The sequence below is a fragment of the Ochrobactrum sp. BTU2 genome (assembly GCF_024539785.1).
Classification (GTDB): Bacteria; Pseudomonadota; Alphaproteobacteria; order Rhizobiales; family Rhizobiaceae; genus Brucella; species Brucella anthropi.
Window position 1 is genome coordinate 414,150 of record NZ_JAHWRG010000005.1, and the last position, 21,757, is coordinate 435,906.

Below are 21,757 nucleotides of genomic sequence, written 5' to 3' on the forward strand. Positions count from 1 at the left end.
CTGACTAAGCGTATTCGTGCCGCAATGCAAATGTTCTTGAGTGCCTACATGCAATGAGATCTTGCATATAGGGCTGGCTTGAGGTTATCCCCTGACTGGCTCTATCTATGAAAGCCGAGCTTAGATTTATACTTGAAGGGTTTCCAATGCTCGACAGCCTGCGTTCTGCCGCTCAATCCTGGGTCGCCAAACTTCTGCTTGGCCTGCTTGTACTGAGCTTTGCGATCTGGGGCATCTCCGATGTCTTTCGCGGCGGCCTGTCAGGCAATGCCGCTTTGACGGCTGGCGGTTCCGAAGTGAGCGCCACTGATTATCGTTTCGCCTATGAACAGCAGATGATGCGTTTGTCTCAACAGTTTCGCCAGCGTCTGACGCGCGAACAGGCAAAAACGCTCGGTGTCGAAAATCAGGTACTCGCCCAGCTCGCAGCCGGTGTGGTTCTGGATGAAGGTGCGCGCAACATGCAGCTCGGCCTTTCCAAGGACGGAATTGCTCGACTGACCGGTGAAGATCCGGCTTTCCATGACGCAAGCGGCAACTTCAATCGCGCGCAGTTCGATGCAGTGCTTCGTCAATCTGGCATTCGTGCACAGGATTATCTCGACAACCGCGCGAAAGTGGCTCGCCGCCAGCAGATCGTGGAAGCTGCAACGGACGGCATCAAACTTCCGAATACAGCGTTGAAGGCGCTGGCTCTATATCAAGGTGAAACCCGCAGCGTTGACTATGTGACCATTCAGGCTGAAAAGGCCGATGCTGTCCCTGCCCCGTCCGAAGATGCGCTCAAGACCTATTTTGACGCACACAAGGACGAGTATAAGGCACCGGAGTACCGGAAAATAACCTATGTGAAGCTGGAGCCGGCTGATATTGCAGATCCGTCTGCCGTCACGCAGGACGAAATCAACGAATACTATGAAAAGAACAAGGACCGCTTCAGCACGATCGAAAAGCGTACTATCGAGCAGTTGAGCTTTGCCGATGATGCCGCAGCTGAAGCTGCCCAGCAGAAAATTGCCGCTGGAACAAGCTTCATCGATATCGGCAAGGAACAGGGCAAAACAGAAGACGACCTGAAGCTTGGCACGTTTGAGAAATCCGCCATTCCTGATCAGGCCGTTGCCGACGCAGCTTTTGCACTGGCAGAGAATGGCGTGAGCCCGGTGGTGAAGGGTGGCTTTGGTCCGGTTATCCTGCGCGTGACGCAGATCGAACCGGCTCATGTGAAACAACAAGCCGAAGTTGAAGGCGAAATTCGCACCACGCTTGCCAACAATATCGCAGCAAGCAGCATCAGCGGCATTCATGACTCTTATGAGCAGGACCGTTCCGACGGCGCATCCATGGCTGATGTGGCAAAGAAGCTAAGCCTCAAGTCCGTCACAGTGGAAGCCGTCGACGCCGAGGGCAACGATCCTTCTGGTAATCCTGTGCAGCTGCCAAACTCCGAAGCGCTGCTTTCCGCTGCCTTCCAGGCCGACCAGGGTTTTGACAACGACGCCCTGACCATGGGCAATGTCGGCTATCTCTGGTATCAGGTTGACGGTGTAACTCCGGCACGCGACCGTACGCTCGACGAAGTCAAGGACAAGGTTGCAGCGGCATGGAAGGGCGAAGAAGCAGTCAAGCGCCTCAACCAGCGCGTAGACGAGTTGCAGAAACGCCTCGACGGCGGCGCGACACTCGACGCAATCGCTACAGAGCTGGGCGTCGAAAAGCAGACAAAGCGTGGTATTGTCCGCACGACCAACGATGCCGATATCGGAACCGCAGCGGCGGCGCAGATCTTCCGGGGAGCGAATGGTTTCACCGGTAGCGCTGCTGCACCTTCGGACGATGCCCAGATTCTGTTCAAGGTTGTTGAAGTGACCGAACCTGCCGGAGCTGGCCCGGAAGCTATTCCGGAACAGCAGCAGAAATATCTGGCGACATCGCTCTCGGATGATGTTCTCGAACAGCTCGTCGGCGAATTGCAGAAGCAGTATCCTGTTAAGATAAACCAGACCGTCATCAACAACGCTCTGGCGTTTTAAGGACGGTGGGCATCCAAAATGGCTGATCTAAAACCCTATATCGCGAAAGCTGCATCAGGCGAACCGCTTTCGCTTGAGGATTCCAGAGCCGCCTTCGATATCATGATGTCAGGACAGGCAACGCCGTCGCAGATCGGCGGACTGTTGATGGCGTTGCGCGTACGCGGTGAAACAGTACCGGAAATCGCCGGTGCCGTTGCCTCCATGCGCTCGCGTATGCTGGGAGTTTCCGCTCCCGACAATGCCATTGATATTGTTGGCACTGGTGGCGATCAGTCGGGTTCATACAATGTCTCCAGCTGCTCGGCGTTTGTTGTTGCTGGAGCTGGCGTTCCTGTAGCAAAACATGGCAACCGCGCCCTCTCCTCCCGCTCTGGTGCAGCCGATGCACTCGCGGCGCTCGGCATCAATATCGAGGCCGACGCGAGCATCATCGGTCGCAGCATCACAGAAGCTGGCCTCGGCTTCATGTTTGCACCGATGCACCATTCCGCCATGCGCCATGTCGGCCCCTCGCGCGTAGAACTCGGCACCCGCACCATCTTCAATCTGCTTGGCCCCCTCTCCAATCCGGCCAGTGTCAAGCGTCAGCTTGTGGGGGTATTCGCACCACAATGGCTTGTGCCGCTGGCTGAAGTGCTCAAGGAACTGGGTTCCGAAGCGGCCTGGGTTGTCTACGGCGACGGCCTCGACGAGATGACTACCGCGGGAACGACACAAGTTGCCGCCCTCGAAAACGGTCGGATTCGTACCTTTGAAATTACGCCGGAAGAAGTTGGATTGCGTCGTTGCGATCCGGCCGAACTGAAAGGTGGCGAGGCTTCGGTAAACGCCAAAGCTCTGCTGGGCGTGCTTGAAGGCGAGAAAAACGCCTATCGAGACATCGTCCTGCTCAATTCAGGCGCGGCGCTTGTGATTGCTGGCAACGCGAAGGACCTGAAAGAAGGCATCGCACTCGCGGCACAATCCATCGACAGCGGCGCAGCACTTGATGTTTTGCAGAAGGTGATTGCCGTTTCCAACGACAAAGCCGCCTGACGGAAAGGATTTAAGTCATGTCCACCGACATTCTGCGCAAGATCGAGGCTTACAAGCGCGAAGAAATCGCTACTGCAAAAGCCGAGCGTACCGTCGCTGATTTGAAGGCACGCGCACAGGATCAGGAAGCGCCGCGTGGCTTTTTCAAAGCGCTGGAGGCAAAACGCGCCGCCGGTGAATTCGCGCTGATTGCTGAAATCAAGAAGGCAAGCCCATCGAAGGGCTTGATCCGTCCTGATTTCGATCCGCCTGCACTTGCAAAAGCCTATGAAGCTGGTGGCGCTGCATGTCTTTCAGTGCTGACTGACACACCTTCCTTTCAGGGAGCGCCGGAATTTCTGACGGCAGCTCGCAACGCTTGCAGTCTCCCGGCTCTGCGCAAGGATTTTCTGTTCGATACCTATCAGGTACACGAAGCCCGCAGCTGGGGCGCAGATTGCATTCTGATCATTCTTGCAAGCGTCGACGATGATCTTGCAAAGGCGTTGGAAGAAACCGCGTTCGAGCTTGGCATGGATGCACTCATCGAGGTGCATGACGAAGCCGAGATGGAACGCGCACTAAAGCTTTCGTCGCGTCTGCTCGGCGTCAACAATCGCAATTTGCGTACATTTGAGGTCGATCTGGCCGTTTCGGAACGGCTGTCGAAGATGGCGCCAGCCGATCGCGTTCTGGTCGGTGAAAGCGGCATATTCACACACGAAGATTGCCTGCGTCTGAAAAAGTCTGGAATCGGGACATTCCTCATCGGAGAGAGCCTCATGCGGCAGGCCGATGTTGCAGCGGCTACCCGTGAACTGCTGACTGGCAAGGCCTGACTGATGATGTCCAAACTCACCCATATCGACCAGACCGGCGCTGCCAATATGGTGGATGTTGGTGCCAAGGACGAGACTGAACGACAGGCTGTGGCCGAAGGGTCGGTCAGAATGAATCTGGAAACGCTGGCGCTCATTCTGGAAGGCAACGCCGCTAAGGGTGACGTCATTGGCGCTGCGCGTCTGGCTGGCATCATGGCGGCTAAAAAGACCGCCGATCTGATTCCCCTCTGCCATCCACTGATGTTGACCAAAGTAGCCGTCGAAATCGAGCCGGATCAGACATTGCCCGGTTTGCGCGTTCGTGCGCTGGCCAAGCTCAAGGGGCGCACCGGCGTGGAAATGGAAGCCCTCACCGCCGTTTCTGTTACATGTCTTACGATCTATGACATGGCCAAAGCCGTCGACAAACATATGGAGATCGGCGGTATCCGCGTTACCGAAAAGGGCGGCGGCAAATCAGGTGACTGGAAAGCATAAACCGCTAGACTTTGCTCTGGATCAACTCATCTGGACAGATTCTGTGGTCTAGACGGGTCAACAATTCAGTTCGAGAGGAAACGCCATGTCCCTTCTCCCGGTCGATGAAGCACTGGCCCGCATCCTGAAATCCGCAGAACCGCACGGTAAAGAGCAGGTCGCTTTGTCAGATGCAGGTGGGCGCGTGGTTGCAACACCTGTTTTGGCACATTTTCTGCAGCCGCCGTTCGACGGATCGGCCATGGACGGTTACGCCCTGATCGCGCCAGACAACATCTCTTATCCCGTCGAGTTCGACATCATCGGCGAATCGGCAGCGGGCAATCGCTTCGAAGGTGAACCGGGAATTGGTCAGGCGGTCCGGATTTTCACCGGCGCGCCACTGCCCAAAGGCACGGATACGATCGTTATTCAGGAACACACTGAGCGCTCGGATAACCGGCTAACCGTTCACGAAGGCATAGAACCGGGACGACATATACGCCGCGCAGGCCTCGATTTTTCACCCGATAACATCGTCATTCCGAGCGGGCGGGCGCTGGATGCTGCGGCCCTGTCGCTGGCAGCGGCCAGTGGCAATGCGAGAATCGACGTCTTTCAAAAGCCCAAAATAGCAATCATTGCGACCGGCGATGAGCTGGTTCCGCCGGGGGAAACACCCGGAAAAGACCAGATTGTTGCATCGAACAGCGTTGGAATCGCCGAGATAGTAAGGCGAGCCGGCGGAGCGCCACATGATAAAGGGATCATTCCGGATGATCCTGCCAAAATCGAACGGGCAATAGCAGACAGCCTGCAAAGCGGCATCGACATTCTGGTAACGATCGGTGGCGCTTCCGTCGGTGACCGGGATTTTGTGCATGGAGCACTGCAGAAACAGGGCGTCAATCTCGACTTCTGGAAGATCGCCATGCGGCCCGGCAAGCCCCTGATGTATGGGCGCATCGAAGTGAACGGCAAGATCGTGCATGTCATCGGCCTACCGGGCAATCCCGTTTCGAGCTTGGTATGCAGCCTCGTTTTTCTCCGTCCGCTCGTCGCCAAGCTTGCCGGAACGAACCTCGATGCCGATATCCGACCTGCAAAGCTGGGCACTGACCTGCCTGCGAATGACCACCGCCGCGATTATATCCGGGCCACAATCGAATCAAACCCTGACGGAACGCTGACCGCAAAGCCGTTTCCGGTCCAAGATTCGTCCATGCTTTCAGCTCTCGTCGGTTCAAAAGCGCTTCTCATCAGGGATGAAAACGCTCTTGCTGCCACTGTTGGCGATGATTGTCGCGTTCTCATGCTATAGATCGAGCGCAATTCTCGCCCTCACTAAAGCTTGAGAAAACAGACCTAAGTCATAATAAAATATATGTTATTCGAAGCAGCATCTGACATGCCGTGCCCGTGATGGTCTTGCCCTGAAATATTCCGTTCAATCTCACCCTGAGCGTTAATGGTTTTAAAACCATTGCAGAACAAGACTGGAACATATAGTGTTCGTTCTGGTTTTGTTTTTCTCGATTCTTGGCCGGGAGGGTGTCGCGCATGTTAACCCGTAAACAGCACGAGCTTCTGCTGTTCATTCATGAACGTCTAAAAGAAACGGGCATTCCCCCGTCTTTCGATGAAATGAAGGAAGCGCTCGATCTGGCTTCAAAATCGGGTATCCATCGTCTGATCACCGCCCTTGAGGAGCGTGGATTTATTCGCCGTCTGCCGAACAGGGCGCGTGCGCTTGAGGTGTTACGTCTGCCGGATTCCATCGCTCCGGGCCTCAACGCACAAAAGAAGTTCGCTCCCAGCGTTATCGAAGGCAGCTTGGGCAAAACACCTCCGCCACCGGCACGCCCCGCTCCCGTGGCTACCAATGACGACACGTCTGGAACTGTATCCGTACCGGTCATGGGGCGAATTGCTGCGGGTGTACCGATTTCAGCAATCCAGAATCAAACACACTCCCTCAGCCTTCCGCCCGAAATGATCGGTGCGGGCGAGCATTACGCGCTTGAGGTCAGAGGTGATTCAATGATCGACGCCGGCATTTTTGATGGTGACACCGTCATCATTAAACGCGGTGATTCCGCAAACCCTGGCGAAATCGTGGTGGCACTTGTCGATGACGAGGAAGCGACTTTGAAGCGCTTTCGCCGCAAGGGTGCATCCATCGCTTTGGAAGCCGCAAACCCGGCATACGAAACCAGAATATTTGGCCCGGATCGCGTTCGTGTGCAGGGCAAGCTTGTGGGCCTGATCCGCCGCTACTAGATCGTAGTGTAGCCGGCTTTGGAGATAAGCTCCGAGTTCAAACAATGGGGCGGTTCCAGTTAAGAACAGAAACGTGGAACCATTCTTTATTTAGTTGCAGCGCGTTGGTTCATCGCTAACACCTGATGAACAAACTCCGGCATTTTGAGCGGAGTGGGATTTTGGTTTGTACTCGCGCTCGGACAAGCCACGTGCTGGACGCGAATGGATGCGGTGCAAATGCCAAGGACGACTTGGCGCATCAATTGCATAGGTAATTCGGTCCTCCGGCTGCAATTCAGATGTTTGCTGGCTCATCTCGGGCTTTGCGACGTCGTAGGTGTCGCCCGATATAGCCTTGAGAGATCGATTTTTATCTGGCCTTTCTCCGAGCCTGATCTCGACGGCTCCCTTTAGCGCCAGTTCCTGTTTGCTGATACTCAGGATAGTGGAACGTCCGCACGCCGGATCTTTGCCGGAAACGGCGAGAATAACCACATCGCCGATGTTGCAGGCTATTTCCAGCATCGCGACATCTGCGGTGTAGGCTAGTGTACGACCATCACGCAGACTGATCGTGCAAAGTCCATCTTCGCATTCGAACCCGTCCCCATCAGTTCGCTTTTTGTTTTTGCCGGATGGCGGCGCGATGAACTCTTCCACCAGATAAGCGGTTTTCCAATTGTCGATTGTGAACTGTGACTGTCGGCTTCGATTGACTGCGAACTTCCCGTCTGCGAGCCGAACACCCACCAGTTTGGCATCTTCCGAGATCACGATGTCAGGAAAAGGCTCCCTGACGAAAGCAGCAAACCCCAGAACGATTAAGGGCAGCGCCAACGCCTTCAATCTGGTCGACAGAACAACAACCAGAACGAGCGCAATGGCCCAGAGAACGATAGTGAGTGCGGGCATGGCTCCAGGATTGCCATCTGGTGACCACTTTGCAACAAAGGCAGCAATGTGCCTGACTGCAAAAACACCCCAGCCCATTATCTGCAAAGGTACCCAGTCCAGTTGCAATGGCATCAGCACAAGACCAAAGACGGCAAACGGCATCACGAGAAGAGCTATTACAGGCTCAGCGAGGACATTTCCTACCAAGCCGAGTGGCGCTGTATTGTTGAAGTGATAAGCTGCAAAAATCCCGCTCGCCAGTCCGGCGATGAGCGAAGTAGCCGCCGCCGCTGTGATCGGCTTCAGGATTTTTCCAGCGAAGCTATAAGCGGTCTTCCCACGTTTTTCCGTGCCAACCTGCCTGATCGCGTAGCGCTCGCTCCACCAAGCATAACCGGCAATCAACGCAGCCGTAGCCGAAAAAGACATTTGAAAACTCGGTCCCAGTATCTCATGCGGCGAAATTGCAATCATAGCGATGGCCGCAATCGCCAGATTACGCATGCTGATGGCCGCTCGGTCTACCAGCAAAGCTCCGAGCATGACTGCAATCATCACGTAGCTTCGTTGTGCAGCGACATCCGCACCTGACATGGCAAGATAGAAGGTACAGCTCAACAGGGAGAGAAAGGCCGCATATTTCTTCACCGGATGCCGCACACTGAAAGCCGGAAATAGCGCGAAGACGGATCGCAACGTCAGCATGACAACGCCAGCGGCAAGCGCCATATGCAAGCCCGAGATCGACAGAATATGTGCGAGCCCCGCCTTGCGCAGGTCTTCATTTGTCCGCTCGCTGATCCCTGCACGCGTACCTGCCACAAGCGCCGAAGCAACACTGCCGTCCTCGCCACCGATCACTTCCTCGATTCGTTCAGACACCCGCACGCGCAACATGGCGATCCACTGGGAGATTTCCGCAGTCAGTTCGTCTGGCTGAGAAACCGTCGCCACTTTGGGTGTTCCGAGAAAGAAACCATTGGCACCGATACCATTGAAATAGGCATGAAACGAGAAATCGTAGTTACCCGGGCGAACCGGACCCGACGGAATACGCAATCGCACGAAACCTGCCAGTCCGCCGCCAATGCTCGTTGACGCCGGTATGTCCCGCGCATTGACACGAATGCGTTTCGGTGGAAAACGGAGTTTTGGACGCTCTGTCTGGAGCACATCAAGTGTTATCCGCCAGCTGCCATTGTCCTGATATTCAAGAGCGACAACCCGACCCGTTACACGTGTTGCCACGTCAGAGCCCAGCATCGGCGTGGCACGACGTTCCGTTTCCCATTTGCCGACCACAAACCCCGCCAGCAGAGCGATTGCCAATGTCACGCCTTGGGCAGCGGCGAATTGCTTGCGCGTCGCAATTCGCAAGATAGTGGCGATACCGAGCATGGACAAAAGCGGTAACCATGCCGGTTCGAATGAGAGCGTGAAATAGATGATTGCGCCAACACCGGCAAAAACCGGCAGCAGAAGAAAAAATACACCGCGTCCCGCTTCAGTTTCGACCGCAGCATTGAACTGTCGCGCTGTGACCGACGGTATAGACAGAAGTCGTTCACGCAAGCTCGGCGCAGGAGGCTTGACCGGCAGTGGATTTACCGGAATCTCGACATCATTTGGAGGCCAGACCTCTGGCAACAAAGCGCGCACGAAGCCGTCGGGCATGCTTTTCACAAGCGCCCGTTCGTTTATATCGCTCGCTTCCCTGATGCCTGTCATGCCCCCGCCTGACCGCAAAAGTTGGCCCAACCGCCGGAATACCCCGAAAGAACGACGGCACATTCGCGCGAAAGGGATGCGAGGCCCTTGCGCACATTGCTGCCTATGCTACATGAACCGCAGCCGAAATCGAGTGGGTTCGCATAACGAACCCCGATTACCTGCCGGGCATTCTCGCGCAGGCATTGGAATTCAAGTTCGCGCCTGTGTCTCCGGCATTTGCCGCTGCTCTAAAAAGGCGCACGACATAGTGGAGCTATCATGTCGAAACCGGTCGTTACCCGTTTTGCCCCCTCGCCCACGGGGTATCTGCACATTGGTGGTGCGCGCACTGCCTTGTTCAACTGGCTTTATGCCAAGCACAGCGGTGGCAAGATGCTGCTGCGCATCGAAGACACCGACCGGGAACGTTCCACCGACGCCGCGACGGCTGCCATTCTTGATGGCTTGACCTGGCTTGGTCTGGACTGGGACGGCGATGCCATCTCTCAGTTCGAGCGCGCACCTCGCCATCGCGAAGTAGCAGAAGAACTCGTCGCTCTCGGCAAGGCATATTATTGCTATGCAACACCAGAAGAACTGGCCGAAATGCGCGAGAAAGCACGCGAAGAAGGCCGTCCGCCGCGCTATGACGGTCGCTGGCGTGATCGCGATCCGTCAGAAGCGCCTGCAGGCGTAAAGCCGGTCATCCGGATCAAGGCACCGCAGGAAGGTGAAACTCTCGTGCAGGATGCAGTGCAGGGCGATGTGCGTTTCCCGAACAAAGACCTGGACGATTTCATCATTCTGCGTTCCGATGGTACGCCGACTTACATGCATGCAGTCGTTGTCGATGATCACGATATGGGCGTGACCCATATCATACGCGGCGACGATCATCTGACCAATGCTGCGCGGCAGACAGTCATCTATGATGCAATGGGTTGGGACGTGCCGCAAATGTCGCATATCCCGCTCATTCATGGTGCGGACGGTGCAAAACTCTCCAAGCGTCATGGCGCTTTGGGTGTGGATGCCTACCGTGCGATGGGTTATCTGCCTGCTGCTCTGCGCAATTATCTTGTACGTCTCGGCTGGAGCCACGGCGACGACGAAATCATGTCGACCGAACAGATGATCGAATGGTTCGATGTGAAGGATATCAACAAGGGTGCAGCTCGCTTCGATTTTCAGAAGCTTGAGGCAATCAATGGCGTCTATATGCGCGCCAGTGACGATAAGGCGCTTTATGATGCGCTTATCGCTGTTCTGCCGGAAATCGAGGGTGGCAAGGAAATTGCCGACGCTCTCGACGACAAGCGAAGCACACAATTGCTTGCCGCTATGCCGGGCCTGAAGGACCGCGCCAAAACTTTGGTGGAACTGGCTGATAGTTCGAAATTCATCTTTGCTGCCCGCCCGCTTGATCTTGACGAAAAGGCAGCTTCTCTCCTGAACGACGAAGGCCGGGCCGTGCTCAAATCCGTACTCCCGGATCTGGAAGCAGCTGGCGAATGGACCGTTGAATCTCTTGACGGCGTCGTAAGGACTCACGCAGAAAAAACCGGCCTGAAACTGGGCAAGATCGCACAGCCATTACGTGCATCTCTGACCGGTCGCGCCACCTCTCCGGGTGTGTTCGACGTGCTTTTCGTCCTTGGACGTGAAGAGTCTCTCGGACGTATTCGCGATCAAATCGGTTAAGGTGGGAACATTCACGCTGACGTGACAAAACCGGCGTAAATAGTTCAAATTACGCATTGCATCGCGAACCGTTTGGGATAGTTTGACGGGCAAAATCGTTAGGATAATGCGCTAAACGCTGATGGTCCCCATAGGGGCAGGGACCATTCCAAGAGATAAAAGACAAATTATAACGACGATTACAATTCTGCCGTCGTGCGGGCGGCAAAGTGGACATGAAAGGAAACACGATGTCAGATAGGACAGCCAGCTTTACACTAGAAGGCAAAACATTCGACCTGCCTGTACGACAAGGCACTGTCGGACCAGACGTCGTCGATATCGGTCCACTTTACAAAAACTCGCAGATGTTCACGTACGATCCCGGTTTCACGTCCACGGCATCGTGCGAATCCAAGATCACTTACATCGATGGCGATGAAGGCACCTTGCTCTATCGTGGTTACCCGATCGATCAGCTTGCCGAACACGGTGATTTTCTGGAAACCTGCTATCTGCTTCTCTACGGCGAATTGCCTACCGCGACGCAGAAGTCTGACTTCGACTACCGTGTGACACGCCACACGATGATTCACGAACAGATGACGAAGTTCTTTACGGGCTTCCGTCGTGACGCTCATCCCATGGCAGTCATGGTTGGCTGCGTTGGTGCAATGTCGGCTTTCTATCATGACTCGACCGACATCACCGACCCGCATCAGCGTATGGTCGCGTCGATCCGTCTGATCGCCAAGGTTCCAACGCTTGCCGCCATGGCCTACAAGTACCATATCGGGCAGCCGTTCATGTACCCGAAGAACGACCTCGATTTTGCGTCGAACTTCCTGCACATGTGCTTTGGCGTTCCATGCGAGGATTACAAGGTCAATCCGGTTCTGGCTCGTGCAATGGACCGCATCTTCATTCTCCACGCAGATCATGAGCAGAATGCCTCGACCTCGACCGTGCGCCTTGCCGGTTCTTCTGGAGCCAATCCGTTTGCATGTATCGCTGCCGGCGTTGCCTGCCTCTGGGGCCCTGCCCACGGCGGCGCAAATGAAGCTGCGCTCAACATGCTGGCTGAAATCGGTTCTGTGGACCGCATTCCAGAATTCATCGCCCGTGCAAAGGACAAGAACGATCCGTTCCGTCTGATGGGCTTCGGTCACCGCGTCTACAAGAACTACGATCCACGCGCCAAGATCATGCAGAAGACCTGCCATGAAGTTCTGGGCGAATTGGGTATCAAGGACGATCCGTTGCTCGACGTTGCAATGGAACTGGAAAAGATCGCCCTGACGGACGAATACTTCATTGAGAAGAAGCTTTATCCAAACATCGACTTCTACTCCGGCATCACGCTGAAGGCTCTCGGCTTCCCGACCGAAATGTTCACGGTTCTCTTTGCTCTCGCCCGCACCGTCGGCTGGGTCGCACAGTGGAAGGAAATGATCGAAGATCCGCAGCAGAAGATCGGCCGTCCGCGCCAGCTCTATACCGGCGCTCCCGAGCGGGATTACGTGCCGCTCGCAAAGCGTAAGTAAGTATCAGACTATAATAAAAACCCCGGTTGCCAAAACAACCGGGGTTTTTCGTATTCAATCTACAGTCAAAATCAGCTCTTGGAATTGCCTGCCAGTTCCAGAATGACGCGCGCCCCGATCTCGCCGGAGGGTTGCTCCGTCGCCATGATCAACGCAACTTTATCAAATCCGTCCAGCTGCGCCTGACGTGCCGATCCAGGCCGCATCAACCGTTCAAGGTTGCGTGCAAGCATTCCCGGACGGACAAACTCATTAAAATACTCAGGAACGACCGGCTCGTCGGCGATGATATTTGGCAAGGCAGCGCTCCAGATCGTGATCTTGGGCATCAGAAACTTGCGTGCGAACCAGTCCGCCTTATAGGAAAGCACGCTTGGAATGCGCGATAGAGCCAGCTCCAGCGAAACCGTCCCTGAAGCGGCAAGCGCCGCATCGGCTTTAGAAAAAGCTTTCCACTTTTCCTCATCACCCAGCACAATAAGCGGTTTGACAGCCCAGTCCTTTGAAAGATCGCGAACCATTTCCTCAATGCGTGGCAGTGTCGGCAGAACGACGTCAAGCTTGTCGACCCGGGCAGCTAATTCACCAACAGCCTGCCCGAACGGTTCCATGAGCATCTGGATTTCAGTCCGACGAGACCCCGGCAGAACGAGCAATGTTTTTCGGGACTCAACAGTCCGTCGCGCTTCCAGAGTTTTTTGTTCAGCCCGTGCCCGCAGTATCGGTTCATAACTAGAAAGGCGATGTCCGACATAAGTGGCACTCGGCCCGCTTAACCGCTGCATGACCTCCACCTCAAATGGAAGAATAGTCAACACATGGTCGAAATAGGCTTTCATCGCCCGTGCGCGTTGCGACCGCCAGGCCCACACGCTTGGTGCGATATACTTCACGATGGGAATCGATGGATTTGCAGCCCTGATCTTCTTGGCAACGCGATGTGTAAACTCCGGACTGTCAATCAGAAGTACGCAATCCGGTTTCTCAGCGATGATGCTTCTAGCGGTCTGGCCAATACGTCGCATTAGACCCGGTAAGTTCTTCAGAATTGCGCCCAGCCCCATAAGCGCAATCTCGTGCGGATCAAAAAAAGACTTCATTCCCCGGGCTGCAAGGTGATCACCACCGACACCGATGATATCAACCAACTGGTCTGTCTGGCTCCGCAACGCATCAATAAGGTCGGCACCTAGAAGATCACCGGATTCTTCACCGGCCACTATTGCTATTTTCAATGGCCGGCTGGTGGTGTTCACTTCTTGATATCCTTTTTCTCGCGACTGACCGTCTCTATGAAAAGGCCTTCTGCATTGGCCGCCGCGATGGTTTCACCGAAGCCTAGAATGAATGTCCTGCCTGCCTCAACAGCTATTCCTGATAATCCCGCTTTTACGGCATTATCAATCGTAGAAATTCCGATAGTCGGAAGGTCTGCTCTTTCGTCCTGTCGCGGCTTCGCCATCTTGACGAGAACACCGCCACGCCGAGGTATGCGGCCAGCTGCACGTAACTCGCGCACACGCTCTATCATTTGATCTGTGCCTTCCGCCCCTTCGAGCGCAACGACACGTCCGCCAACCGCAACAGCACCCTGCCCGACATCCAGATCACCCAGACGAAGCGCAGATTCCATTGCAAGTTCAAGATTATGACGTTCTCGCGCGTCCGGTGCATTTCGCGTCAAAATTTGAGCTGGCGATGGGGAAAGTAAATTCGGAACAACATCGTGAGCCCCGACAACTTTGAAACCGAAGGACTCCAGCAGACCGATAAATGCACGTAAAAGAGCATCATCGCCTTGTCCCAGCGCACGTAAAACGTAAGGCACTGCGCGCAGAGTAGGCCAGTCAAACTTCAGATCACTGACATGGGGCCTGCTTGTCACGCCACCAGCGAGGACAACGCGATCCACACCGGCAGCCTTCATGGACCGCACGAGCTTTGCAAACTCTACGATGGAGATTTCCTGATGCTCGTACTTGTAGAGTACCGGATCAGCCTCCCCTCGCAACGGTACGAGGAATGGCTTCTTCTCCGCAGCCTCAAGGGCCTCCGCCACACTGATCGGCAGCAGGCCATTACCGGCGATAATTGCAACGCGTCCCGCATCATCTGCAAGACGCGGTATTTGCTCAATCTTCGCCGCTGTCATGCCCGGCCCCACCATGGACCGCATCGAGCGGAGGTGTACAGTAGGCACGTTTGGTATCGACATTGATGAAGTCGATCATGTCAATCACAGCCGGAGAATCCGGTATCGCAGTCAGAACGTCCTTTGCACGATCCCGAATGGGCTTTGTGCGATCAAACAGCATCCGAACTGCATGACGGAGATTATGAATCTCTTTGCGTTCCATACCGGAACGCTTCATGCCGACGATGTTCAATCCACCGAGATGAGCGTGCACGCCAATCGCCATGCCGTACGGGATAAGATCGCTTACAACCGCAGCCATGCCGCCAACGAAAGCGTGATGCCCAACGCGCACAAACTGATGAATAGCGGCACCACCACCCAGAATAGCGTGATGTCCGATTGTCGTGTGGCCACCAATCATCACATTGTTGGAGAAGGTGACGTAGTCGCCAATGTCACAATCATGTGCCACATGCGCGTAAGCCAGGAACGAACAGTTGTCGCCAACCGAAGTGTAACCACGTGCGCTGTCTGACCCCTTGTGCATGGTCACGCCTTCGCGGATCAGGCAATTTGCGCCAATGTTCAGCTTCGTTGGGCCGCCCTTATGCTTGTTGTTCTGCGGGTCGCAACCCAGAACAGCGTGCGGATAAACCTTTCCACCTGTGCCAAGTGTCGTTGCACCAGTCACCACTACATGACTCATCAATTCCGAATTGTCGCCTATGACGGCGCCAGACTGAATGTGACAGAAGGGGCCGACAGACACACCCTGCCCCAGTTCCACACCCTGCTCAACAAGAGCGGTGGGGTGAATAAATGTTTCTTTCATTGATATGCTCACTGGCTTTCTTCAGCTGTACTGATCATGGCAGCGACTTCAGCTTCCGCAACCTTTACACCATCGACTTCGGCAATGCATTCGTATTTCGAGATATTTGCGCGTTGCTTGATCTTCTTTACGTGAAGCAAAAGTCGATCTCCCGGTATGACCGGGCGACGGAATTTGGCATTATCTATAGTCATGAAATAGACCACGCCAGGGCGCCCGGTTTTGCGCTGAAGCAGAGAAATAGCGCCCGCCGTCTGTGCCATGGCTTCGACAATCAATACGCCCGGCATAATCGGCTTTTCAGGGAAATGTCCGGTGAAATGCGGCTCGTTGATCGTCACATTCTTGATGCCGGTTGCGGAGACGTCGCCGTCAATGTCAACAATCCGGTCGATCAGCAAAAATGGATAGCGATGCGGCAGCACTGCCAGAAGATCCTGGATATCTGCTGCTTCCAGCTTGGTCTGATTTGCATCACTCATCAGAGGATTGCTCCTTTCTCGATTGCCCGATGCTACGTATGTTCGCGATATCTCGGAACCACTGCTTGATAGGCCGAGCGGGAATACCGCCCCAGCGCTCGCCATCGGGTATGTCATTCATAACGCCGCTCGCTGCGGCAATCTGCACGCGCGAACCGATAATCAAATGGTCGGCAAGTCCCACACGACCACCCAGCATCGTCTGGTCACCGATGACACAGCTGCCGGAAATGCCGCAATGAGCCGCAACAATACAAAAACGGCCGATCCGCACATTATGGGCGATCTGTACGAGGTTATCGATCTTCGTACCTTCGCCAATGACGGTATCGTTCAACGAACCACGGTCGATCGTCGTATTAGCGCCAATCTCGACATTATCCTGAATGATGACTCTGCCAAGCTGGGGAACCTTCTCCAAGCCGGCGGGACCTGGGACGTAGCCGAAACCGTCCTGCCCAATCCGCACACCTGGATGAAGAGACACTTGATTGCCGATGAAAGCACACTGAACGGTTACACCGGGGGCAATATAGCTGTTGCGACCTATCTGGCTGCCTTCACCGATAACCGCTGTAGAAGCGATCAGCGTACCGCTGCCGACACTTACGTCCTTGCCGATAACTGCGCCGGCCTCGATGGTCGCACCATCCTCAATATGTGCTGTCGGATGAATAATTGCCGCTGAAGAAACACCAGTTTCTCCGAACCAGCTGACCGGTTTGACGGATGCCGGAAACAGCATTCGACCAACGGATGCAAAGTCCCGTTGCGGATTGCGGGTAACCAGTGCAGCTATGTGCGACGGCACGCTATCCACCACAGCCTCGCTACATAGAACGCCAGCAGCATTAATCGATGAGAGACCGTCAGCATTCTTCTTGCCTTCGACGAAAACAAGAGAACCCTCAATAGCATCTTTAAGAGAAGAAAGACGCGCAACAGAACGCGGTGCAAGCTTCGGGTCACGAAGTCTTGCACCGGTAAAATCTGCGATATCGCCAATCGTGAGTTTACGCGAAGGCGCGAAAAAAACAGGATCTGCCATCAAAACACTTTCTTCCCCGGGGTTGTTATACCCCGGGAAAAGGCAAATCTATTAGAACTTGGTCGAAACACCGAAGTTGAAGTTCTGAACCTTGTCGGTATCAGCCTTCGCGATCGGGAACGCATAGTCAAAACGCAGAGGACCGAACGGCGAAGCCCACATCAAGCTTATACCTGCTGAAGCGCGAAGCTTCTTGTCGTCGCCATAGATTGGCGAACCGCCCTGCGAGGAGTCATTACCATAAAGCGTTGCGGCATCAGCAAACAAGGCGCCACGGATACCCAAGCTTTCAGGAACGAGCGGCATCGGGAACTGAACTTCAGCCGTACCGTTGATATAGGTCGTTCCGCCCATCCAGTAGCGTTTGCCGTTCGCGGCATCCTGATATGGACCGATACCATTGAACTTGAAGCCGCGGATGATGTCCGAATTGTTCTTGAACAGATCAAAGATGCGGACGCCATCATCACCGAATTCATGGATATAACCACCGCCAATGCCCAGCATACCGACGATATCGGCTTCCTGAGAAAGCGTCTTGTAGTAGTTACCCTTGAACGTGGTCTTGATGTACTTGGCATCGCCGCCAAGACCTGCGAACTCCTGTGTGAACTTGCCATAAAGACCGTCATGCGGATTCTTCATGTCGTCGATGGAGTTGTAGGTCAGCGAATAGCTGATCGACGAACGCAGCCACGGACTATGCTCAGCAGCCTCTAGCAAGGCAGGCGCATAGTAGTTGTCAGCGTCCGCACGGAACAGGTCATACTTTTCCTGAACGAGGTTATACGCGAGACCTGCCGAGAAATTGTCCGTGATCGGAAGACCGAAGCGGATCGTACCACCGGTCTGCTCGACATCGTAATCATCGTTTACGCGATACGTACGACGGAATACATCGAAACCAGCCGAGAGACGATATCCGAGGAAATATGGCTCCGTAAACGACAGGCCATAATTGCGCATATCATCCTGACCGGCACCGGCGCTGATACGGATGTACTGGCCGCGTCCGAGGAAGTTACGCTCGGTAATAGCAGCTTCTACCTGCGCACCCGGCGATTCGCCGCCTGTCGTGTAACCGCCACCGATCGAGAATTCGCCGGTCGACTTTTCAACAACATCAACGACAAGAATAACCTGATCCGGCTCTGAGCCCGGCGCCGTCGAGATATTGACCGTCTGGAAGAAGTCCAGCGCTTCAAGACGACGCTTCGCACGCTGCACCATGACCTGATTGAAAGCATCACCTTCGTTCATGTCGAATTCGCGACGAATCACGAAGTCACGCGTCTTGTCGTTACCGCGAATTTCAATGCGCTGAATGTAAGCGCGCGGACCTTCGTCAACGCTATAGACGACCGAAATCGTATGATTCTCGAAGTCACGATCGCCACGCGGTTCAACCTTGGCGAAAGCATAACCGCTACCGGCAACATTTTCGGTAACTGCGAGAACCGAATCTTCGATTTCCTTGGCGCTGTAAGGCTTACCTGAACGAGTCTTGACCAGATGATCCAGAGCCTGCCCGTCAACGCCATCAACGTTGCTCTCGACGCTTACATTGCCGAATGTATAGCGCTGACCTTCATCAACCGTGATGGTGATCGTGTATTCGTTTGTCGACGGATCAAGGACTGCATTCGATGAAATAACGCGGAAATCCGCATAGCCGCGATTGTAATAGAAACGACGGAGCGTTTCCTCGTCAGCCTGAAGACGCCCTTCGTCATATACGTCATTACGCGTCAGCCATGAAAGCGGGTTCGAACGCTTGGTCGAGATCACATCGCGCAAACGACGAGAGCCGAATGCCTGATTGCCAACGAAATCGACATTTGCGATTTTCGTGCGCGAACCTTCGTTGATTTCATAAACGACGTTCACACGCCCCTGACCAAGATCAACAGTACGTGCATTCACGGTCGCATCGCTGCGCCCGATATGTGCATAGGCTCCCTTGATGGCCTCAACGTCAGCCTCCATGGTCGCTGCGTCGTAAGGCGAACGCGGCTTGAGCTGAACAGCACGAGTAAGATCAGGATCCTTGATCTTCTTGTTGCCCTGGAAAAGGACGTTGTTGACGACGGAACGCTCAGAAACATTCACGACGAGCGTGCTGCCGGACTGATTGATGCGAACATCCGAGAACAGACCCATCGCGAACAGACGCTTCACCGCAGCATCAATATCAGCGCTGGTGAAGGCCTTGCCCGGACGAATGTCGATATTGTCACGGATGGACTGTGCGTCGACGCGTGTATTTCCGCGTACCTCGATACGGCTAACGACAGCAGCCTCGGCAACATTGACCGAAGCCAGCGAGAGTGCAGCAGTACCCGAAGCCACAAGAGCCACTGACATGGCGAGCGCAGAAGCGGCGCCAAAGAATTTAGAACTTGCCGTCATAGGCTTTCCGAACCTTCGTTTCTTTCTGTCCCCGGGGCGATTAACCCAGAAAAGCACGTACAGATACAACCGTCATACCCGGTTTTTCCATACAAGCAAGCGTCACGGTTAAATTCTGTTTACTTAAGCAACCAGCGTGGCATCCGCGCCACGCGATTTGAGCGTTATGGTAAACAAATCGCTTAGCTTTTCGAGCAGTCACTCCCAATTTTCACTTCTGTTTAACACCTTCCCCGATCCTCGCCAGAGAAGATGCGCATCATAGCGGTTAGCTGACTGGAACCCTCCAGCCTGCACCGATCCCCAAGATCACCACCTGAGCCAGCCGGAGAGTCATCTAGCAGGCAAACAGGTCGTTGAAAAGTACGAACCCCATGAATCCCATAACAAGTAGGAACCCAACACGATAGAAAATTTCCTGCGCCGCAACAGATACCGGGCTACCCTTTATGGCCTCCACCGCATAGAAAACCAGATGGCCGCCATCCAATGGAGGCAATGGAAACAGGTTCAAAAGCCCGATACCAACCGACAACATTGCCATTAGCTGGATGAGCCAGTCAAAACCCTGACTCGCAGCCTTACCAGCCATATTGGCGATTTTCACCGGACCACCGAGCTGACATTTGTCCTCACGCCCAACCGCAAAACGCTGAAAGAACTCTCCTGTCCGGCTGATAATGTAGCCCGTTTCCATGACAGCTTGTCCCACTGATTCGAGGGGGCCATATTCAATCCGGCGGAAATTACCGACAGCTTCAGTGGTTTCCACGCCGATGGCGCCAAGCTTGATCTTGTTTCCAAGCGGATCCGTACGCTCGACGATTGCCGGAACGGCCTGCAAATCCACCATCTTGCCATCACGCTCGACAGTGAAGTTCAGCTTGTCCCCGGCCCGTCCGGATACGATGCGCTGCACATCGGAAAAAGTTGTGATCTTTTCGCCCTCAACGCTGATAAAGCGATCCCCGGCTTCAAACCCTGCTTCAGCAGCAGGACTGCCAGGCTGGACGCCAGCTATGAGCGGATCGGAAATCTGACGCCCATAGAGCGCGAAGAAGACACTGAAGATAACGATCGTCAGAATGATATTGAAAGCAGGACCAGCAAAGACGGTCGCCGCCCGCTTCCACACAGGCTGGGTATGGAATGCCCTTCGCTGCTCATCTGCGCTCAGGCTTGCATTATCGACGTCAACTGGAGAGCTCGTGGCGCTCTCGTCACCGATGAATTTGACATAGCCACCAAGCGGAATGGCAGAAATCTTCCACCGCGTGCCGTGCTTGTCCGTGAAACCGATCAGCTCAGGTCCGAAGCCGATAGAAAATGCCTGTGAGCCAATGCCGCACCAGCGCGCAACCAGATAGTGGCCCATTTCATGGACAAAGACCACAACGGTCAAAACAAAGAGGAATGGAATGATGGTCCCGACAAGCAGACTTTCGCCACCCAGAAAAAAGGCCAACGCCTCCTGCAAATCACTACTCCTTACACAACGCTAGTGGGCTTCCGAAGAACCGAATGCGTTTTGAGCAATCCCACAAACTCATCCGTCGCACCCTTAGAAACTGAAGAATATAGCGGACGGCACGTCTGGTTCTGCAAAAATTGCACCAAACAGGTACAAAAGTGCGGCAGCAGCGACAAGCCCGTCCACGCGATCCAGAACACCGCCATGCCCCGGCAAAAGACGGCCAGAGTCCTTTGCGCCGAACTGGCGCTTCACCCATGATTCTGCAAGGTCGCCAATCTGCGAAACGACAGACAGCAGCAATGCGAGTAGCGGTACCAGCCAGCTTCCGGGAGCAGCCACCAGTGAGGCAACCAGAATGCCACCGGCTACCGCAGCCGCGGCGCCACCGATGGCGCCTGACCATGTCTTGTTCGGTGAAAAGCGCGGTGCCAGTTTCGGCCCGCCCAGTGCCCGGCCATTGAAGTAGGCCGCGATATCTGTGGACCAGACAACTGCGAAAAGGAAAACAATCGCAGTAAAGCCAAAGGGCTCATCGCCGCGCAGGAGTGAAAGCGAAACGGCGGAGAAACCTGCATAGAAAAGCCCCGCCGCTGGCCAGCCGCGCCCTGTCCGCCATTGCGTGGCCAGAAGAATGAGGGTGCCCACCAACAGAACGCCAATCGTCAGCAAAGCGCTCCGGTCCATAACAAGCAGAACGCTTGTGAGCACCAGCCCTGCCCAGCCGAACACACGTGAGAACACTGTCTGCTTCGGTGCGGTCAGGCTCGTCCACTCGTGGAACATGGCCAATCCGATTGCAATCGAAAACAGTGTGAAACCCAAACCGCCGACCCACGTCAGCCACAAGGCGGCTGCACCGAGGACAATGGCAGTAATGATGCGGGTTTGCAGATTGGACATTGAGACCTTTCGACGGACTGGCTTACGCCATATTAGA

17 protein-coding genes are annotated in these 21,757 nt (G+C 54.7%); 8 read left to right on the plus strand and 9 right to left on the minus strand.

The window, feature by feature from the left end; translation table 11 throughout:
• Positions 1-146: 146 nt before the first annotated feature.
• The 6 genes from KWJ32_RS17795 to lexA all read left to right on the plus strand — a co-directional run bounded on the left by KWJ32_RS17795 (position 147) and on the right by lexA (position 6,628).
• Entirely contained in the window at positions 147-2,033 is a 1,887-nt protein-coding gene (locus KWJ32_RS17795; RefSeq protein WP_151609946.1) for a peptidyl-prolyl cis-trans isomerase, read from the plus strand.
• An 18-nt stretch (positions 2,034-2,051) separates the two neighbouring features.
• Complete coding sequence (gene trpD / locus KWJ32_RS17800; RefSeq protein ID WP_125334222.1) at positions 2,052-3,071, plus strand: anthranilate phosphoribosyltransferase; 1,020 nt, start codon at positions 2,052-2,054, stop codon at positions 3,069-3,071.
• A 17-nt stretch (positions 3,072-3,088) separates the two neighbouring features.
• On the plus strand, positions 3,089-3,889 hold the full coding sequence (gene trpC / locus KWJ32_RS17805; protein ID WP_151609948.1) for an indole-3-glycerol phosphate synthase TrpC: 801 nt from the start codon (positions 3,089-3,091) through the stop codon (positions 3,887-3,889).
• 3 nt (positions 3,890-3,892) lie between these two features.
• A complete protein-coding gene (gene moaC / locus KWJ32_RS17810) occupies positions 3,893-4,369 on the plus strand; it encodes a cyclic pyranopterin monophosphate synthase MoaC (protein WP_012091963.1) in 477 nt (158 codons plus the stop codon).
• A gap of 85 nt (positions 4,370-4,454) precedes the next feature.
• Positions 4,455-5,669: a gephyrin-like molybdotransferase Glp gene (glp, locus tag KWJ32_RS17815; protein ID WP_151609949.1), complete on the plus strand. Its 1,215-nt coding sequence runs from the start codon at positions 4,455-4,457 to the stop codon at positions 5,667-5,669.
• Positions 5,670-5,908: 239 nt separating this feature from the next.
• Positions 5,909-6,628 carry a transcriptional repressor LexA gene (gene lexA / locus KWJ32_RS17820; protein ID WP_010659992.1) on the plus strand — a complete coding sequence of 240 codons (720 nt, stop codon included), beginning with the start codon at positions 5,909-5,911 and terminating at the stop codon, positions 6,626-6,628.
• Between the two features lie 90 nt (positions 6,629-6,718).
• Here lexA and KWJ32_RS17825 read toward each other — a convergent pair whose 3' ends face one another.
• Entirely contained in the window at positions 6,719-9,232 is a 2,514-nt protein-coding gene (locus KWJ32_RS17825) for a ComEC/Rec2 family competence protein (protein ID WP_151609951.1), read from the minus strand.
• 261 nt (positions 9,233-9,493) lie between these two features.
• On the opposite strand from KWJ32_RS17825, the gene gltX reads away from it, so the two are divergent.
• Entirely contained in the window at positions 9,494-10,915 is a 1,422-nt protein-coding gene (gene gltX, locus KWJ32_RS17830; RefSeq protein ID WP_012091960.1) for a glutamate--tRNA ligase, read from the plus strand.
• Positions 10,916-11,145: 230 nt separating this feature from the next.
• Positions 11,146-12,438, plus strand: a complete 1,293-nt coding sequence (gltA, locus tag KWJ32_RS17835; protein ID WP_010659989.1) for a citrate synthase — start codon at positions 11,146-11,148, stop codon at positions 12,436-12,438.
• Positions 12,439-12,509: 71 nt separating this feature from the next.
• Here the strand turns inward: gltA and lpxB are convergent, their stop codons facing one another.
• The 8 genes from lpxB to KWJ32_RS17875 all read right to left on the minus strand — a co-directional run bounded on the left by lpxB (position 12,510) and on the right by KWJ32_RS17875 (position 21,720).
• Complete coding sequence (gene lpxB / locus KWJ32_RS17840; RefSeq protein WP_012091959.1) at positions 12,510-13,694, minus strand: lipid-A-disaccharide synthase; 1,185 nt, start codon at positions 13,692-13,694, stop codon at positions 12,510-12,512.
• Positions 13,691-14,590: an LpxI family protein gene (locus tag KWJ32_RS17845; RefSeq protein ID WP_012091958.1), complete on the minus strand. Its 900-nt coding sequence runs from the start codon at positions 14,588-14,590 to the stop codon at positions 13,691-13,693. Before KWJ32_RS17845 ends, lpxB begins: the two co-directional genes overlap by 4 nt.
• Positions 14,571-15,407: an acyl-ACP--UDP-N-acetylglucosamine O-acyltransferase gene (gene lpxA, locus KWJ32_RS17850; protein ID WP_012091957.1), complete on the minus strand. Its 837-nt coding sequence runs from the start codon at positions 15,405-15,407 to the stop codon at positions 14,571-14,573. Before lpxA ends, KWJ32_RS17845 begins: the two co-directional genes overlap by 20 nt.
• Before the next feature lie 8 nt (positions 15,408-15,415).
• On the minus strand, positions 15,416-15,889 hold the full coding sequence (fabZ, locus tag KWJ32_RS17855; RefSeq protein ID WP_010659985.1) for a 3-hydroxyacyl-ACP dehydratase FabZ: 474 nt from the start codon (positions 15,887-15,889) through the stop codon (positions 15,416-15,418).
• A complete protein-coding gene (lpxD, locus tag KWJ32_RS17860) occupies positions 15,882-16,937 on the minus strand; it encodes a UDP-3-O-(3-hydroxymyristoyl)glucosamine N-acyltransferase (protein WP_040129256.1) in 1,056 nt (351 codons plus the stop codon). The genes fabZ and lpxD overlap by 8 nt, the downstream gene beginning before the upstream one ends.
• 51 nt (positions 16,938-16,988) lie before the next feature.
• Positions 16,989-19,346, minus strand: a complete 2,358-nt coding sequence (gene bamA, locus KWJ32_RS17865; protein WP_010659983.1) for an outer membrane protein assembly factor BamA — start codon at positions 19,344-19,346, stop codon at positions 16,989-16,991.
• 337 nt (positions 19,347-19,683) lie between these two features.
• On the minus strand, positions 19,684-20,823 hold the full coding sequence (rseP, locus tag KWJ32_RS17870) for an RIP metalloprotease RseP (protein WP_012091955.1): 1,140 nt from the start codon (positions 20,821-20,823) through the stop codon (positions 19,684-19,686).
• An 84-nt stretch (positions 20,824-20,907) separates the two neighbouring features.
• Positions 20,908-21,720 (minus strand): phosphatidate cytidylyltransferase, encoded by an 813-nt coding sequence (locus KWJ32_RS17875; protein ID WP_012091954.1) that lies wholly within the window; start codon positions 21,718-21,720, stop codon positions 20,908-20,910.
• Positions 21,721-21,757: the final 37 nt, after the last annotated feature.

Excerpts from the sequence above, each read along its gene's own strand:
- KWJ32_RS17795 (WP_151609946.1), top strand. The coding sequence starts at position 147 with ATGCTCGACAGCCTGCGTTCTGCCGCTCAATCCTGGGTCGCCAAACTT.
- trpD (WP_125334222.1), top strand. The coding sequence starts at position 2,052 with ATGGCTGATCTAAAACCCTATATCGCGAAAGCTGCATCAGGCGAACCG.
- trpC (WP_151609948.1), top strand. The coding sequence starts at position 3,089 with ATGTCCACCGACATTCTGCGCAAGATCGAGGCTTACAAGCGCGAAGAA.
- moaC (WP_012091963.1), top strand. The coding sequence starts at position 3,893 with ATGATGTCCAAACTCACCCATATCGACCAGACCGGCGCTGCCAATATG.
- glp (WP_151609949.1), top strand. The coding sequence starts at position 4,455 with ATGTCCCTTCTCCCGGTCGATGAAGCACTGGCCCGCATCCTGAAATCC.
- lexA (WP_010659992.1), top strand. The coding sequence starts at position 5,909 with ATGTTAACCCGTAAACAGCACGAGCTTCTGCTGTTCATTCATGAACGT.
- KWJ32_RS17825 (WP_151609951.1), bottom strand. The coding sequence starts at position 9,232 with ATGACAGGCATCAGGGAAGCGAGCGATATAAACGAACGGGCGCTTGTG.
- gltX (WP_012091960.1), top strand. The coding sequence starts at position 9,494 with ATGTCGAAACCGGTCGTTACCCGTTTTGCCCCCTCGCCCACGGGGTAT.
- gltA (WP_010659989.1), top strand. The coding sequence starts at position 11,146 with ATGTCAGATAGGACAGCCAGCTTTACACTAGAAGGCAAAACATTCGAC.
- KWJ32_RS17845 (WP_012091958.1), bottom strand. The coding sequence starts at position 14,590 with ATGACAGCGGCGAAGATTGAGCAAATACCGCGTCTTGCAGATGATGCG.
- lpxA (WP_012091957.1), bottom strand. The coding sequence starts at position 15,407 with ATGAAAGAAACATTTATTCACCCCACCGCTCTTGTTGAGCAGGGTGTG.
- fabZ (WP_010659985.1), bottom strand. The coding sequence starts at position 15,889 with ATGAGTGATGCAAATCAGACCAAGCTGGAAGCAGCAGATATCCAGGAT.
- lpxD (WP_040129256.1), bottom strand. The coding sequence starts at position 16,937 with ATGGCAGATCCTGTTTTTTTCGCGCCTTCGCGTAAACTCACGATTGGC.
- bamA (WP_010659983.1), bottom strand. The coding sequence starts at position 19,346 with ATGACGGCAAGTTCTAAATTCTTTGGCGCCGCTTCTGCGCTCGCCATG.
- KWJ32_RS17875 (WP_012091954.1), bottom strand. The coding sequence starts at position 21,720 with ATGTCCAATCTGCAAACCCGCATCATTACTGCCATTGTCCTCGGTGCA.